This window comes from Neorhizobium sp. BT27B, from assembly GCF_050455485.1.
Lineage (GTDB): Bacteria > Pseudomonadota > Alphaproteobacteria > Rhizobiales > Rhizobiaceae > Neorhizobium.
Genome location: NZ_JBCIYT010000001.1, coordinates 388,580 through 403,839, shown reverse-complemented (window position 1 = coordinate 403,839; position 15,260 = coordinate 388,580). Strand labels below are relative to the sequence as shown.

12 protein-coding genes and 3 tRNA genes are annotated in these 15,260 nt (G+C 59.2%); 8 read left to right on the top strand and 7 right to left on the bottom strand.

Annotation, left to right across the window (positions count from 1 at the left end):
• Positions 1–5: 5 nt before the first annotated feature.
• Positions 6–479, bottom strand: a complete 474-nt coding sequence (locus AAIH70_RS02110; RefSeq protein WP_245519111.1) for a MarR family winged helix-turn-helix transcriptional regulator — start codon at positions 477–479, stop codon at positions 6–8.
• Between the two features lie 176 nt (positions 480–655).
• On the opposite strand from AAIH70_RS02110, the gene AAIH70_RS02105 reads away from it, so the two are divergent.
• On the top strand, positions 656–1,453 hold the full coding sequence (locus tag AAIH70_RS02105) for an SDR family NAD(P)-dependent oxidoreductase (RefSeq protein ID WP_132273189.1): 798 nt from the start codon (positions 656–658) through the stop codon (positions 1,451–1,453).
• Here AAIH70_RS02105 and AAIH70_RS02100 read toward each other — a convergent pair.
• The 4 genes from AAIH70_RS02100 to ggt all read right to left on the bottom strand — a co-directional run bounded on the left by AAIH70_RS02100 (position 1,450) and on the right by ggt (position 5,707).
• A complete protein-coding gene (locus AAIH70_RS02100; RefSeq protein WP_132273190.1) occupies positions 1,450–2,148 on the bottom strand; it encodes an LrgB family protein in 699 nt (232 codons plus the stop codon). The two genes, AAIH70_RS02105 and AAIH70_RS02100, sit on opposite strands and share 4 nt — an antisense overlap.
• The gene (locus AAIH70_RS02095; RefSeq protein ID WP_132273191.1) at positions 2,135–2,554 is read right to left on the bottom strand and encodes a CidA/LrgA family protein; all 420 of its coding nucleotides are present in this window, start codon (positions 2,552–2,554) and stop codon (positions 2,135–2,137) included. The genes AAIH70_RS02100 and AAIH70_RS02095 overlap by 14 nt, the downstream gene beginning before the upstream one ends.
• A gap of 125 nt (positions 2,555–2,679) precedes the next feature.
• A complete protein-coding gene (locus tag AAIH70_RS02090; protein ID WP_132273192.1) occupies positions 2,680–3,927 on the bottom strand; it encodes a cytochrome P450 in 1,248 nt (415 codons plus the stop codon).
• Between the two features lie 55 nt (positions 3,928–3,982).
• Positions 3,983–5,707 (bottom strand): gamma-glutamyltransferase, encoded by a 1,725-nt coding sequence (gene ggt / locus AAIH70_RS02085; protein WP_132273735.1) that lies wholly within the window; start codon positions 5,705–5,707, stop codon positions 3,983–3,985.
• Positions 5,708–6,089: 382 nt separating this feature from the next.
• Between ggt and clpP the strand changes: the two genes are divergently transcribed.
• The 5 genes from clpP to AAIH70_RS02060 all read left to right on the top strand — a co-directional run bounded on the left by clpP (position 6,090) and on the right by AAIH70_RS02060 (position 14,072).
• A complete protein-coding gene (clpP, locus tag AAIH70_RS02080; protein WP_132273193.1) occupies positions 6,090–6,722 on the top strand; it encodes an ATP-dependent Clp endopeptidase proteolytic subunit ClpP in 633 nt (210 codons plus the stop codon).
• A 292-nt stretch (positions 6,723–7,014) separates the two neighbouring features.
• Entirely contained in the window at positions 7,015–8,292 is a 1,278-nt protein-coding gene (gene clpX / locus AAIH70_RS02075) for an ATP-dependent Clp protease ATP-binding subunit ClpX (protein WP_132273194.1), read from the top strand.
• Positions 8,293–8,706: 414 nt separating this feature from the next.
• Positions 8,707–11,127, top strand: coding sequence for an endopeptidase La (gene lon / locus AAIH70_RS02070; RefSeq protein WP_132273195.1), 2,421 nt, complete (start codon positions 8,707–8,709; stop codon positions 11,125–11,127).
• Between the two features lie 306 nt (positions 11,128–11,433).
• On the top strand, positions 11,434–11,712 hold the full coding sequence (gene hupB / locus AAIH70_RS02065) for a DNA-binding protein HupB (RefSeq protein WP_132273196.1): 279 nt from the start codon (positions 11,434–11,436) through the stop codon (positions 11,710–11,712).
• A 170-nt stretch (positions 11,713–11,882) separates the two neighbouring features.
• Complete coding sequence (locus AAIH70_RS02060) at positions 11,883–14,072, top strand: esterase-like activity of phytase family protein (RefSeq protein ID WP_132273197.1); 2,190 nt, start codon at positions 11,883–11,885, stop codon at positions 14,070–14,072.
• A 63-nt stretch (positions 14,073–14,135) separates the two neighbouring features.
• Here AAIH70_RS02060 and AAIH70_RS02055 read toward each other — a convergent pair whose 3' ends face one another.
• Together AAIH70_RS02055 and AAIH70_RS02050 are read right to left on the bottom strand one after the other, a co-directional pair.
• Positions 14,136–14,507 carry a hypothetical protein gene (locus AAIH70_RS02055; RefSeq protein ID WP_165931984.1) on the bottom strand — a complete coding sequence of 124 codons (372 nt, stop codon included), beginning with the start codon at positions 14,505–14,507 and terminating at the stop codon, positions 14,136–14,138.
• Between the two features lie 187 nt (positions 14,508–14,694).
• Positions 14,695–14,770, bottom strand: a tRNA-Val gene (locus tag AAIH70_RS02050).
• 272 nt (positions 14,771–15,042) lie between these two features.
• On the opposite strand from AAIH70_RS02050, the gene AAIH70_RS02045 reads away from it, so the two are divergent.
• Positions 15,043–15,119, top strand: a tRNA-Asp gene (locus tag AAIH70_RS02045).
• Between the two features lie 64 nt (positions 15,120–15,183).
• Positions 15,184–15,260: transfer RNA gene (locus AAIH70_RS02040), tRNA-Asp, on the top strand.

The window sequence follows — 15,260 nt, the reverse complement described above, 5'->3', positions numbered from 1 at the left end:
CCCGTTCAGTCGCCGGTTTTTCCTGTCTTTTCGAAAGCCTGCGCGAACTCCGCTGAAGAGATGAAGGCGAGCGTCCGGCGCAATTCCTCGGATTTTTCGATGCCCAGAACGGCATCGAAGCGGCTCTGCGCCTCCCGCCATTTTTCCACGAGATCGGCCTGAAGGGCGCTCCCAACGTCGGTGAGCCGAACCCGTTTGGCGCGCCTGTCCTTTTCGTCAGGCACAAGCTCCACCAGCCCATCGCGGATCAACGGCTTCAGCGTGTGGCCGAGCGCCGAAAGATCCATCACCATCGCCTCCGCCAAACTCTTCTGGGTCGGTTCGTTGCCGTAGAGGATCTGGGTCAGCAGTGAAAACTGTGTGCCGCGCAGCCCGATGCCGCCGATGATGTCATCGTAGAGCTGGCTCAGCTGCCGCGATGCCCGCCGCACCGAGCTGCTGCTGCAATGCATCCAGATGTTGTCTTCAGGTCTGTCCATGGCATCCTTCATTGCCGCATTCGCTGCGACCGGCAAGAGGCATTGCTCGTCTGCGGAAAATTGCCGGTGACCATCTTGCAATCAGGGCGGCTTTCTCCAAATATAGTGGTATATGCCAGTAAAATCCAGATACGGTATTATTTGGCTGCCCGAAATTGAACCCAGGAGAATGGACAATGACCTCGAAACTCGGAACTGCTCTCGTTACCGGTGCCTCTTCGGGCATCGGCGCAACCTATGCCGATCGCCTTGCAGCGCGCGGTCATGATCTCGTTCTTGTCGCCCGCGATGCCGGACGGCTTGCCGAACTGGCGGAAAAACTCGCATCACAATACGGCATCGCTGCTACGGTTCTTCGCGCCGACCTGTCCGAGCGGGCGGATGTCGCGGTTGTCGAAAAACGGCTGCAGGAGGATGTTTCGATCACGCTGTTCGTCAACAATGCCGGCATCGGCCCGGCTGGCCCGTTGCTGTCAGGCGATCTCGATTATCTCGACCACATGGTCGATCTGAACGTGCTGGCCGCCAATCGCCTGGCCGTCGTCGCCGCAAGGGCTTTCGTTGCGCGGGCCAAGGGCGCGATCATCAACACGGCGTCAGTCGTGGCGCTTGCCCCGCAGATTTTCAACGGCACTTACAGCGCCTCGAAAGCTTTTGTGCTGGCGCTGACCGAAGGCCTTGCCACTGAACTTGCCAACACGCCGGTGCGTATTCAGGCGGTTCTGCCGGGCCTTACTCGCACGGAAATTTTTGACCGTGTCGGCCATTCCTTCGACAATCTCGATCAGGACAAGGTGATGGCGGTCGGCGATCTGGTCGATGCGGCGCTGTCGGGTTTCGACAAAGGTGAAGTGATCACCATTCCCTCGCTGGAAGATACCGGACTTTATGATGCCTATATCGCGGCAAGAGGCGCGCTTGGTCCGTATCTGTCGCTGAACAAGCCAGCCGCCCGTTATGGCGTTGCAGCCTAACGCAGGACGATCGCCAGCAACGGTGCCGCCAGCACGTTGACGAGGCCGACCAGCACCATGACAAGTCCGGCGACCGAGCCTTCCTCGGCGCCGATCTGGTTGGCCTTGGCAACGCCTGCACCATGCGCACCCATGCCAAAGAGGGCACCACGCGCCAGCGAGGATTTGAGCGGCAGAATCCTCAACAAGGTTTCGCCCAAAGCCGCCCCCAGCACGCCGGTCATCACCACGAACAGGGCGGTCAGATCCGGCACGCCGCCGATATTTTCCGAAATTGCCATGGCGAACGGTGTGCTGATCGAGCGCGGCAGAAGGCTCAGGCGCAAGGCGCCATCGATCGACAAGAGGCTCGCGACCGCCCATGCGCTCAGCATGGCGGTCGAACTGCCGACGATGATGCCGAACAGCAGAACCGGCCAGAATTTCAGGATCATCGCCCGCTTGTCGTAGATCGGAATGGCGAATGCCACCGTGATCGGCCCGAGCACGATCATCAGCCAGTGCGTGGCGCCGATATATTCGCGATAACTGGTGTGCAGACAGAGCGCGATGACCAGCAGGAAAATCGGCGTCGTCGCCAACGGTGAAAGCCATGCGATGGGAAAACGGCGGTGGATGCGTTTGGCGAGAAAATACAGGCTGATGGTCGCTGCCGACCAGAAGATGGTGGTAAGGATCGCATCAAGCGCCGGCACGGCGATGCTCCATGGCCAGCATCATCCGGTAACCGGCATCGACGGCAAGCGCCGTCATGCACATCACGGTAATGGTGCCGACCAGAATGACCGCGAGGATTTTCAGGCCGATCAGCCCGATGAACTCGCCATGTTCGAGAACGGCCAGAACGGCAGGCACGAAAAACAGCAGCATGTCGGCAAGCAGCACATGCGCACCACGGCGCATGCTGGAAAGGCGAATGACGCCGCTGGCCAGCAGCGCCAGCATGCCGAAAAGCCCGATGACCGCGCCGGGAACGGGGATGCCTGTCGTCCGCGCGACAGCTTCGCCGAAAAGCCACATCAGCGCGAGCAAAACCACCTGCGCGACACGACTGTTTTGCAGTGAGCGGTGAAACAGAATTGCGGTTTTGCGGCGGGACATGGGAGTGACCTTGTTGCGTCATCCTCCCTTAACTCGGCACTATAAGATATTGTTTGGCTTGGGCAATTGAACGGAATGCAAACGAGCCATGTGTTTTTCGCGTGGCGGCTGGTGAATGATCGGTTTCACCAGGCGAGATCAAGCCGCTCCAGTCCATGAAAGTGATAGACGTCCTTCACCGTCGGCGTTTCGGCCAGCCGCAATCCCGGCAAGCGACGAAACAGGATCGGCAGTGCTATGTTGAGTTCCAGCCGCGCCAGCGGGGCGCCGATGCAGAAATGGATGCCGGCACCGAAGGAGAGGTTCTGGCCCTCCTGCCGGTCGGGCTTGAAGGTGAGCGGCTCGCTGAATTTTGCCGGATCGACATTGGCGGCAGCGAGAATGAGGCTGACCTTGTCGCCGCGTTTCAGCGATACGCCGTCGATTTCAACATCCTCCAGCGCCCAGCGCTGAAAGATATGTACCGGCGCGCAGATGCGCAGTGTCTCTTCCACCGTGCGTTCCGTCACCGTCTCGTCGCGGAAAAGGTCCGCCGGTGAAAGGCCGCTTTCGAGAATGACCCGCACCGAGTTGCCGATCTGATGCACGGTCGCCTCATGCCCGGCATTGAGCAGCACGATCGTGGTCGATACCAGCTCGTCGTCGGTAAGGTGCTGGCCCTTGTGTTCGGTGTGGATCATGTGGCTGAGCAGGTCTTCGCGCGGCGTCTTTCGGCGCTCGGTGATCAGGCTTTTGACGTAAGCCGCAAACTCCTTGGCTGCCCGGTCGGCGGCATGTTCGTCTTCTTCCGTGCGCTTGAACATATACATGCCGACATAGGCATGGCTCCATTTCAAAAGCTGCGGCCCCATCTCGTCGGGAATGCCGATCATCCGGGCGATCATCGTCACCGGAATGATGTCGGCGAAGGCGGAAAGCAGTTCGACACGCCCGTTCGTTTCAAAACTGTCGATCAGCCGCTCGGCCAGTTCGGCAATTTCCGGCCGCAGCTTTTCGATATGGCGCGACACGAAAGCGCGGTTGACCATGGTGCGCAGCCGCGTGTGTTCCGGCGGTTCGATTTCCAGCAGCGAATGCCGTTCCGCCAGATCGAAGTTTTTCAGATGCGCCTGCGGTTCAGGTAATCCCAGTTCCTCGCGGCTCGCCACATGCAGGATCTGCCGTCCAAAACGCCGGTCGCGCAAAAGCGCGTTCACATGGTCGTAGCCGGTAAAGAACCATTGCCGCTGCTCTTCCCAGAAGAAAGTCGGACAGTGAGCGTGCAGGGCGGCATAAACCCGGTTGGGGTCGCTGTAAAAATCCGGGGTGCGGCCATCAAGCGAAACGCGGCGGGTTTTCGGATCGATGCGGAGGAAATCTGGAAGGGTGCTCATGTCGAATGCGTAGCGCACTTTTTTGGCGCTACGCAATCCGGTTCGGTCACCGATATCACTCCCCCACAGCCACGCCCTCGCGGCGCGGATCGGCGCTGCCGACCAGTCCGTTGCCGGTGATCTCGATCGCATGCAAGCCGGAATTCATCTCGCCGGCGTTCACCTCATATCCCAGTGCCTTCAGCGGCTCGGCGAACTTTTCCGCCGTCGTGCCGGCTTCGATATCGTAGGTTCCAAAGCGGTTGATCAGATGCGGCTGCGCCACGATCTGCTCCACCGGCATGCCCCAGTCGATATAGGCGACAAGCGCCTGCGCCACGTAACCGATGATCTGGCTGCCGCCCGGCGACCCGATGGCGATGAGCGGTTTGCCATCCTTCATCACGATGGTCGGGGCCATCGATGAACGTGGCCGTTTGCCCGGTTCGACGCGGTTAGCGACCGGCAGGCCATTATCATGTGTCTTGAAGGAAAAATCGGTCAGTTCGTTGTTGAGCAGAAAACCATTGGTCATCAGCCGTGAGCCAAACCCGCCTTCGATGGTCGTCGTCATCGACAGCACGTTGCCTTCCTTATCGACAATCACGAAATGGCTGGTGGAGGGCATTTCCAGCGCCGCATCGCGGCCAAACAGCAGCGCATGGTCCCATGCCGGCTCACCGGCTTTCACGGCGTCCTTGGCCAGCGCCCTTGGATTGGCAGGGTCGCCATCGAGCAGTTTTGCGCGCTCGCCGAGATAATTCTTGTCGATTAGCCCCTTGATCGGCAGCGGAACGAAATCGGTGTCGGCGAGGTAACGCTCGCGGTCGGCGAAGGCGAGGCGCTGCGCATCGCCAAGAATGCGCCAGCTCTGCACATTGTCCGGCCCAAAACTCTTGATGTCGAAATTCTCCATCATGCCCAGCATCTGGCCGATCGCCACGCCGCCGGAGGAGGGCGGTCCCATACCGCAGACATCGAGCGCACGATAGGTGACGCAGACAGGATCGCGTTCATTGATGCCGTAATTCTCGAAGTCGGCCAAAGACAGGACGCCGGGATTGTCGGTCGCCTCCCGCACGGTCTTGACGATGGCCTCGGCGATCGGCCCCTTGTAGAAGGCGTCCGCGCCACCTTTTGCAATGGCGGAAAGCGTTTCGGCATAGGCCGGGTTTTTGAGCACATGGCCTGCCTTCAATGGCGCGCCGGATGCATCGAAGAAATAGCCGCGTGGCCCTTCGTATTTTTTCAAGCGGTCGCCGTCCGAGGCAATCAGCCCGGCCAGTCGCGGCGAGACCTGAAAACCGTCCGTCGCGAGCTTTTCCGCCGGCGAAAACAGGCTGGCCCATTCAGCCTTTCCGTAGCGTTTGTGAACATCCTCCAGCAGACGCACCGTTCCCGGCGTACCGACGGAGCGACCGCCCACCACGGCATCCATGAATTTCAGCGGCTGACCCTTGTCGTCGAGAAACAGTTTTGGCGTCGCCTGCATCGGCGCCTTTTCACGCCCGTCGAAGGTCGTCAGCTTTTTCGAGGCGGCATCGTAATAGACCAGAAATGCCCCGCCACCGAGACCGGAACTCTGCGGCTCGACCAGCCCGAGCACGGTCTGCACCGCGACCATGGCGTCAATGGCATTGCCGCCCTTGGCGATGACATCGCGGCCGGCTTCCGCCGCCAGCGGATTGGCGGCCGCGACCATGAAATTTTTCGCCTCGACACGTTTGGCGACTGTTGTGCCGGTTGCGCGCTCAGGCGCGATCGTGTCCGAAGCCTGCTGCGCGAATACCACGCTCGCCATCCCGGTGCCGATCAGGCTCGTGGCGAAAATGGTGCCGATTGCTGTTGCCTTGCGCATGGTTTTCCCCTCCATCGATATCAAGTGGATGTGGTCCACACGTCGGCATTGACAATGGCCTGTCGCAAATCGACATGACGGCGGGTGTCGTTCACCAGCGCTTTACCATTCTCGCCGGAATGTCTGTGGGCACGGACGCCCTGGAAGTCTATCGGCCTTCTCAGGGAAGATAAAACGCGGCACCGGAGGCTGGATATCCCACGCGGTTAAGGATATCCGCCCTTCACGACTTGAAGTGCGGTATGTCCACACTCTATGTAGGGAGTTGACTTATTCCACCGATTCCCGGTCTGCCGCAGGCCAGGACCACACGTGAAGGACTGACATGAGAAATCCCGTCGATACCGCCATGGCTCTGGTGCCGATGGTCGTGGAACAGACCAACCGCGGTGAGCGCTCCTACGACATCTACTCGCGTCTCCTCAAGGAACGCATCATCTTCGTCACCGGCCCGGTGGAAGATCACATGGCGTCGCTCGTCTGCGCCCAGCTGCTTTTCCTCGAGGCTGAAAACCCGAAGAAGGAAATCGCACTCTACATCAATTCGCCGGGTGGTGTCGTCACCGCCGGCATGTCGATCTACGACACGATGCAGTTCATCAAGCCTGCCGTTTCGACGCTGTGCATCGGTCAGGCGGCCTCCATGGGTTCGCTGCTGCTGTGCGCCGGCGAAAAGGGCATGCGCTTTGCCATGCCGAACTCGCGCATCATGGTTCACCAGCCTTCAGGCGGTTTCCAGGGGCAGGCTTCGGATATCGAGCGTCATGCTCGTGACATATTGAAGATGAAGAAGCGCCTCAACGAGGTCTACGTGAAGCATACCGGCCGCACCTACGAGGAGATTGAAAAGACCCTCGATCGTGACCACTTCATGGACGCCGAAGAGGCGCAGGCCTGGGGCGTCGTCGACAAGATCCTGACCTCGCGTCAGGAACTCGAAGCTACTCCGGCCGCGTAAACGGTCTTATGCCTGGCCAGGTCTCACCCCGTTGTGACCGAAAAAGGGGCTTTAATCTGGCCAGGAACAAACTAATAGTCCATATTAAGGCTGTGTTGAATTGTTATGACATAGCATTCGGTCTGGAAGGGGTTTCGTTGCCACCGGTCCAGGACTGTCGTCCGGCTCGGTAGAGTACCCCTTGAAGGTTCAAGCGGGCTAGGCCTCTGATGAGGAGGCCAGCCGGCCGGCGATGTAAGTGTCTGCCCGCGTGTTGAAACGGTTCGGGCGGCGGTGCTGGAAGGAAAGTGATATGAGCAAGGTCAGCGGCGGCAACGGCAGCGACTCCAAGAATACCCTGTACTGCTCCTTCTGCGGAAAGAGCCAGCACGAGGTCCGCAAGCTTATTGCAGGACCGACCGTATTCATCTGCGATGAATGCGTCGAACTGTGCATGGACATCATTCGCGAAGAGAACAAAAGCTCGCTGAACAAGTCCCGCGAAGGCGTTCCCACGCCCCAGGACATCATCGAGGTTCTCGACGAATACGTCATCGGCCAGAAGCAGGCGAAGAAAATCCTGTCTGTGGCGGTGCATAACCACTACAAGCGTCTCGCACACGCCTCGAAGAACAACGAGATCGAGCTGGCGAAGTCGAACATCATGCTCGTCGGCCCGACCGGTTGCGGCAAGACCTATCTTGCCCAGACGCTCGCCCGCATCATCGATGTTCCCTTCACCATGGCGGATGCCACGACGCTGACCGAAGCCGGTTACGTCGGTGAAGACGTTGAAAACATCATCCTGAAGCTGCTTCAGTCGGCCGATTACAACGTTGAACGCGCCCAGCGCGGCATCGTCTATATCGACGAAGTCGACAAGATCTCGCGCAAGTCCGACAACCCGTCGATCACCCGCGATGTATCGGGCGAAGGCGTGCAGCAGGCGCTTCTGAAGATCATGGAAGGCACGGTTGCCTCGGTTCCGCCGCAGGGCGGCCGCAAGCATCCGCAGCAGGAATTCCTGCAGGTCGACACGACGAACATCCTGTTCATCTGCGGCGGTGCCTTTGCGGGTCTCGACAAGATCATTTCCGCCCGTGGCGAAAAGACCTCGATCGGTTTTGGCGCAAGTGTTCAGGCACCCGACGACCGTCGTGTCGGCGAAGTGCTGCGCGAACTGGAGCCGGAAGATCTGGTCAAGTTCGGCCTCATCCCGGAATTCATCGGTCGTCTGCCGGTTCTGGCAACGCTCGAGGATCTCGATGAAGATGCGCTGATCCAGATCCTGTCGGAGCCGAAGAACGCTCTGGTCAAGCAGTACCAGCGCCTGTTCGAAATGGAAGACGTCGAACTGACCTTCCACGAGGACGCTCTTCGCGAAATCGCCAAGCGGGCCATCGTCCGCAAGACCGGCGCCCGCGGCCTTCGTTCGATCATGGAAAAGATCCTGCTCGACACGATGTTCGAACTGCCGACGCTGGAAGGCGTTCGTGAAGTCGTGATCTCGGATGATGTGGTGAAGGGCAATGCCCGTCCGCTTTACATCTACGCCGATCGTCAGGACGAGAAGGCCAACGTTTCCGCCTGATGGCGTGACGCCAAGAATACGGCGGAGAGGTCATGCCTCTCCGCCGAACTGTTTCCGAAGGCCGCGCGTTTTGTCTGGAGTTTGCGCCGCGGTGGATTGTTCTCCTCCCCCGTGTTTCGGGTAGGGAAGGCGATCGGAAACGAGACCGCCGGCAAGGCTTGCCCTTGAGCCGCGATCGAACGAATGGGCGCGCCGCCATCCGGCCCTGCCTGCGAACCATTCGGAAAACTGACCAGACACTTTCCAGTCTGACGTAAGCAATGCATGCCACAGTTCTAATACTGTCGCAGTTTTGTCATGCGCGGTCTGGATGGCTTGAAAAAAGCCTAGTAGGTTACCACTTTGGGCAAGACCAAAATGCTTGAGGGTTTATCTCGGGCATGCTCCCGGAAACGGGACGAGAAAGGAAATGACATGACGAATACGACGTCTGACGCACAGAGCCCTGCGACCTATCCGGTCCTGCCGCTGCGCGATATCGTGGTCTTCCCGCATATGATCGTTCCCCTGTTCGTCGGACGTGAGAAATCCATCCGTGCGCTTGAGGAAGTCATGGGCTCCGACAAGCAGATCATGCTTGCCACCCAGATCAATGCCGGCGATGACGATCCGGAATCCTCGGCGATCTACAAGATCGGCACCGTGGCCAATGTTCTGCAGCTGCTGAAGCTGCCCGACGGCACCGTCAAGGTTCTGGTCGAGGGCCGTGCCCGCGCCAAGATCAGCGAATACACAGATCGCGAAGAATTTTACGAAGCCCATGCCGAAACGCTGGCCGAACCGCAGGACGATGCGGTCGAGGTCGAGGCGCTGTCGCGCTCCGTGGTTTCCGAGTTCGAAAACTATGTCAAGCTGAACAAGAAGATCTCCCCGGAAGTGGTTGGCGCCGCCAGCCAGATCGAGGATTATTCCAAGCTTGCCGACACGGTTGCTTCGCACCTCTCCATCAAGATCACCGAAAAGCAGGAAATGCTGGAAACGGTGAGCATCAAGACGCGCCTTGAAAAGGCTCTTGGCTTCATGGAAGGCGAGATCTCGGTCCTGCAGGTCGAGAAACGAATCCGCTCGCGTGTAAAACGCCAGATGGAAAAGACCCAGCGCGAATACTACCTCAACGAACAGATGAAGGCGATCCAGAAGGAGCTCGGCGACGGCGAAGACGGCCGCGACGAGATGGCCGAGCTGGAAGAGCGCATCGCCAAGACCAAGCTCTCCAAGGAAGCCCGTGAAAAGGCCGATGGCGAGCTGAAGAAGCTGCGTCAGATGAGCCCGATGTCGGCGGAAGCCACCGTCGTGCGCAACTATCTCGATTGGCTGCTGACCATTCCGTGGGGCAAGAAGTCGAAGATCAAGACCGACCTCAATGCCGCCGAAAAGCTGCTCGAGCTGGATCACTTCGGTCTCGAAAAGGTCAAGGAACGTATCGTCGAGTACCTCGCGGTGCAGGCGCGCGCCACCAAGATCAAGGGCCCGATCCTGTGCCTCGTCGGCCCTCCGGGCGTCGGCAAGACCTCGCTTGCCCAGTCGATCGCCAAGGCGACCGGCCGCGAATATGTGCGCATGGCGCTCGGCGGCGTCCGTGACGAAGCCGAAATCCGCGGTCACCGCCGCACCTACATTGGCTCGATGCCCGGCAAGGTCATCCAGTCGATGAAGAAGGCTAAGAAGTCCAACCCGCTCTTCCTGCTCGATGAAATCGACAAGATGGGTTCGGATTTCCGTGGCGATCCGTCGTCGGCTCTGCTCGAAGTGCTCGATCCGGCCCAGAACTCGACCTTCATGGATCACTACCTGGAAGTCGAATACGACCTGTCCGACGTGATGTTCATCACCACGGCGAACACGCTCAACATTCCGGGTCCGTTGATGGACCGCATGGAGATCATCCGCATCGCCGGTTACACGGAAGATGAGAAGCGCGAGATCGCCAAGCGTCACCTTCTGCCGAAGGCGATCAAGGAACATGCCCTGCAGCCGAACGAATTCTCGGTTTCGGACGATGCCCTGATGGCCATCAGCCAGCAATACACCCGTGAAGCCGGCGTTCGTTCCTTCGAGCGCGAGTTGATGAAGCTCGCCCGTAAGGCCGTCACCGAGATCATCAAGGGCAAGACGAAATCGGTTGCCGTCACGGCCGCCAACATTTCGGATTACCTCGGTGTTCCGCGTTATCGCCATGGCGAAGCCGAAGGTGAGGATCAGGTCGGCGTTGTTACCGGTCTTGCCTGGACGGAAGTCGGCGGCGAACTGCTGACGATCGAAGGCGTGATGATGCCGGGCAAGGGTCGCATGACCGTGACCGGCAACCTCAAGGACGTCATGAAGGAATCGATTTCCGCAGCGGCATCCTATGTCCGTTCGCGTGCCGTCGATTTCGGCATCGAGCCGCCGCGCTTCGACAAGTCGGACATTCACGTCCACGTGCCGGAAGGTGCCACTCCGAAGGACGGCCCGTCGGCCGGCGTCGGCATGGCAACCGCGATCGTATCGATCATGACCGGCATTCCGGTGTCCAAGGATGTGGCGATGACGGGTGAAATCACCCTGCGTGGTCGCGTCCTGCCGATCGGTGGTCTGAAGGAAAAGCTGCTTGCAGCGCTTCGTGGCGGCATCAAGAAGGTGCTGATTCCGGAAGAAAACGCCAAGGATCTGGCTGATATTCCGGACAATGTGAAGAACGGCATGGAAATCATTCCGGTCTCGCGCATGGGCGAAGTGATCAAGCACGCGCTGGTTCGCCAACCCGAGCCGATCGAATGGGACGGCTCGATCGAGACGCCCGTGATCGCCACCGTCGAGGGTGCGGACGAATCGGGCACCACGATCGCCCACTAAAATGCTCATCCCGCAGGTCATTTCAGACCTTCGGGATGTTTACCCGGCAGAATCACTTATGTCGCCGAAAAGCCTTATTTTCCGGGCTTTCCCGCCGCATTAGGTATTTATTCCCGGTTTTGCACGACGTGTTACATTTTTTGAGGAAAAGGCCGGCTTTTTGCCGGCCTTTTTTGTGAAAAGTCGCAGCGCCCCCCTTGTTTTTCAGGCGTTTCCAGAGCTTTTGGGTGCGCAGGGGACGCTCAAAATCATTGTCGCCCCGGAGCTGAACTTGATACGTTTCAAACCATTGAAAGGGGTGGAAACATGAACAAGACCGAATTGGTTGCTGCCGTTGCCGAAAAGGCTGGCCTGTCGAAGACCGACGCCGCATCCGCTGTCGACGCTGTTTTTGACACCGTCCAGGCTGAACTCCAGAAGGGCGGCGACATCCGTCTCGCCGGTTTTGGCAGCTTCTCCGTTTCGCACCGCGAAGCCTCCAAGGGCCGTAACCCGTCGACGGGTGCGGAAGTTGACATCCCGGCACGTAACGTGCCGAAGTTCTCGGCCGGTAAGGGCCTGAAGGACGCCGTCAACAACAAGTAATTTGTGGCTGCGCTTTGCGCACAGCAGCGAAATGAAGGAGAGGCCCGGCGCAAGTCGGGCCTTTTCTGTGCGAAGAGCCCGGCAAATGCGATGGGCTGGCCCCCGCGTCATCGCGCTGTCATGCAACTGACCCACAAGCGGCTGTTTCCAGTCATCCTTGGAGGGGTCCCATGACAATCTCATTCCGCGCCGCGCTTACGGCCGCGCTGCTCGCTTCGGTCGCCGTGCCGGCCAGCGCCGAGCAGGTTTTTAACCGTATCGCATCGTTCCCGGTCGCGCAGAACCTGCCGAAGGGCGAGGACAAGCCGACGTCGTCGGAAATCATCACCGCGACTGCCGATGGCAACACGCTGATCTATTCCGACGCGCCAGGCAGCACGATCGGTTTCATCGACATCACCGACGCAAAGGCGCCGAAGGCCGGTGGCTCGATCGCCATCGACGGCGAGCCGAACTCGGTTGCCGCAGCGGGCCCGAAGGCTCTCATCACCATCGACAATACCGAAGACCTGACCAAGCCTGCCGGCAAGCTCGGTGTCATCGACATTGCGTCGAAAAAACTCGAATCGACCTGCGATCTCGGCGGCCAGCCCGATTCGGTCGTTGTTGCGCCGGATGGTACATTTGCCGCCATCGCCATCGAAAACCAGCGTGACGAGGAATTGAATGACGGCGCCCTGCCGCAGCTTCCGGCCGGCGAATTGCTGATCGTCTCCCTGAAGAACGGCGTTCCGGCCTGCGATAGCATCAAGCGCGTCAACGTCACCGGCCTTGCCACCGTTGCGCCGGAAGATCCGGAGCCGGAATTCGTCAACATCAACGCCAATGGCGAAATTGCCCTGACGCTGCAGGAAAACAACCACGTCATCATCATCGATTCGAAGACCGCCAAGGTCACCAGCCACTTTACTGCCGGCACCGTCGATCTGGAAAATGTCGACACCAAGACCGATGGTTCGCTGAATTTCACCGGCAAGCTAACCGCCGTCCCGCGCGAGCCTGACGCCGTCAAGTGGCTCGGCACCGATCGTCTCGTGATCGCCAACGAAGGCGACTACAAGGGCGGTTCGCGCGGCTTCACCATCTTTGACCGTTCCGGCAAGGTTCTTTTCGATGCCGGCATGACGCTGGAGCACGAAATCGCCCGCCTCGGCCATTTCCCGGAAAAGCGTGCCAAGAACAAGGGCATCGAGCCGGAAGGCATGGAAGCCGCCGTCTTCAATGGCCAGCAGTATTTCTTCGTGCTGTCCGAGCGCGGCTCGATGATCGCCGTTTACAAGGACACTGGCGCCACGCCTGAACTCGTGCAGCTTCTGCCGTCGGGCATCTCTCCTGAAGGCGCTGTCGCCATTCCGGGCCGCAACCTGCTTGCTTCCGCCAACGAAGCCGACCTCGGCGAAGACGGCGGCGCCCGCTCGCATGTGATGATTTATGAGCTGGCGGAAGGCGAAAAGGCCTATCCGACGCTGAAGTCCAACGACATCGACGGCAAGGTTGTCGGCTGGGGCGCTCTGTCGGGCCTCGTCGGCGATGCGGAGAAGGACGGCACGTTCTACGCCGTGTCTGATTCGGTCTATGCCATGCAGCCGTCGATCTTCACCATCGACGCAACGAAGAAGCCGGCCGAAATCACCAACGTGCTGCGCATCACCCGCAACGGCCAGCCTGCCCAGAAACTCGACATCGAGGGCATCGCTCTGGATGGCAAGGGCGGCTTCTGGCTTGCATCGGAAGGGGATAGCTCCAAGCTGGTCGGCCACGGCCTCTACAACGTCAACGCCAAGGGCGAGATCAAGACCGAGATCGGTCTCCCGGCCGAACTGCTGGCCGGCGAAACCCGCTTTGGCCTGGAAGGCATCACCACCACCGGCAAGGGCGACGACCTGACCCTGTGGATGGCCGTGCAGCGCGAATGGAAGGATGACCCGAAGGGCCAGACCAAGCTTCTCACCTACAAGCCGAAATCGAAGGAATGGGCAGCCGTCCGTTATCCGCTCGAAAAGGCTGAAAAGGGTTGGGTCGGTCTCTCGGAAATCACCGCTCGCGGCGATCATCTCTATATCGTCGAGCGCGACAACCTGATCGGCGACGCCGCCAAGCTTAAGAAGCTCTACCGCGTCTCGCTGAAGGATCTGAAGCCCGCCAAGCTGGGCGGCGAGTTGCCGGTCGTCACCAAGGAAGAGGTCCACGACTTCCTGCCGGACCTGAAGAACGCCACCAACGGTTATGTCGTCGACAAGCTGGAAGGTTTTGCCTTCGACAAGTCCGGCAAGGCCTTCATGGTGACGGATAACGATGGTGTGGATGATTCGTCAGGCGAGACGCTGTTCCTGCCGGTGAACATCAAGGTCACCAACTGATCGACTTCACGGACCTGAAGGGGGGGGCGGGTGCGCGGGAGCGTGCCCGGTCTTTTTTTGCTGTCAGGCTCCAAGTTTTTTAACAAGGCCGCTCATGAAGCGCAGCAGCCGATACAGGGCATAGCTGAACACCACGAAGAAGGGTGCAAGGATTGGCGCGGTGATAAAAACCATCGCCCTGCCGGTGTCGGCGATCATATGGTACGGCAGGTAGCTATACGTGCCGAATGGCTCCGTAGGCTCCATCATACCGTTACCATTGAGGTCAAACGAATCGACCCGCCAGTTCAGGTAGGCCTGTACACCACGCGCCGCGGCAATGAAGAATATGACGGTGAAAATATATATGGCCAGAAAGGCCAGCCAGCGGTGCTGTCGCGGGCGCGCAGCCTCCTGCCGGAACAGATATATCGCGAGAGCCAAGCCGACCACCATGCTGATCGGTCAGATGCTCGGATCAGCGTTTCCTCAAGATACATTCCCGTCACCCTAAAGGCTGGAAGCCTAGGAGCGGGTTATCCGAAGCGCAAGCTAGAAACAAACCGTGTTTCACAGCATGTCGACAGGCAAAAAGAATTGCCGTTCAATGCTATAAAGTGTCACTTGAATAATTGGGAAAGAATGGTGGGCGATGACGGACTCGAACCGCCGACATCCTCGGTGTAAACGAGGCGCTCTACCAACTGAGCTAATCGCCCTTCGCGTCAACCGGATCATGTCCGCCGCGTCGGTGGCCGTGAGATATGCGGAACCGGGGAAATCCGCAAGAGCCTTTTTCCATTTTTTTGAAAAATTTGCGACAGATATGGGGAAATCCTTGTCTCGCTGGGGAAAGTTCATTTCGTCATTCTTTTGTCGTCAAAACTTGTTGACACCCGTCCGCGAACCTCTTAGTGAGCGCTCATCCGAACGGTTGAGGCCGCCGGATGAAGGGAAGCTTCTCCAAAAGATGCTTCGTTTCGAGATAAGTGCGGGTGTAGCTCAGTTGGTTAGAGTGCCGGCCTGTCACGCCGGAGGTCGCGGGTTCGAGCCCCGTCACTCGCGCCACTATCTCTTCCTCAGTCTACCTTCTGCCTCATGCAGAAGTTGCCGCAAGGCGAAGAAAATATGCGCGGGTGTAGCTCAGTTGGTTAGAGTGCCGGCCTGTCACGCCGGAGGTCGCGGGTTCGAGCCCCGTCACTCGCGCCA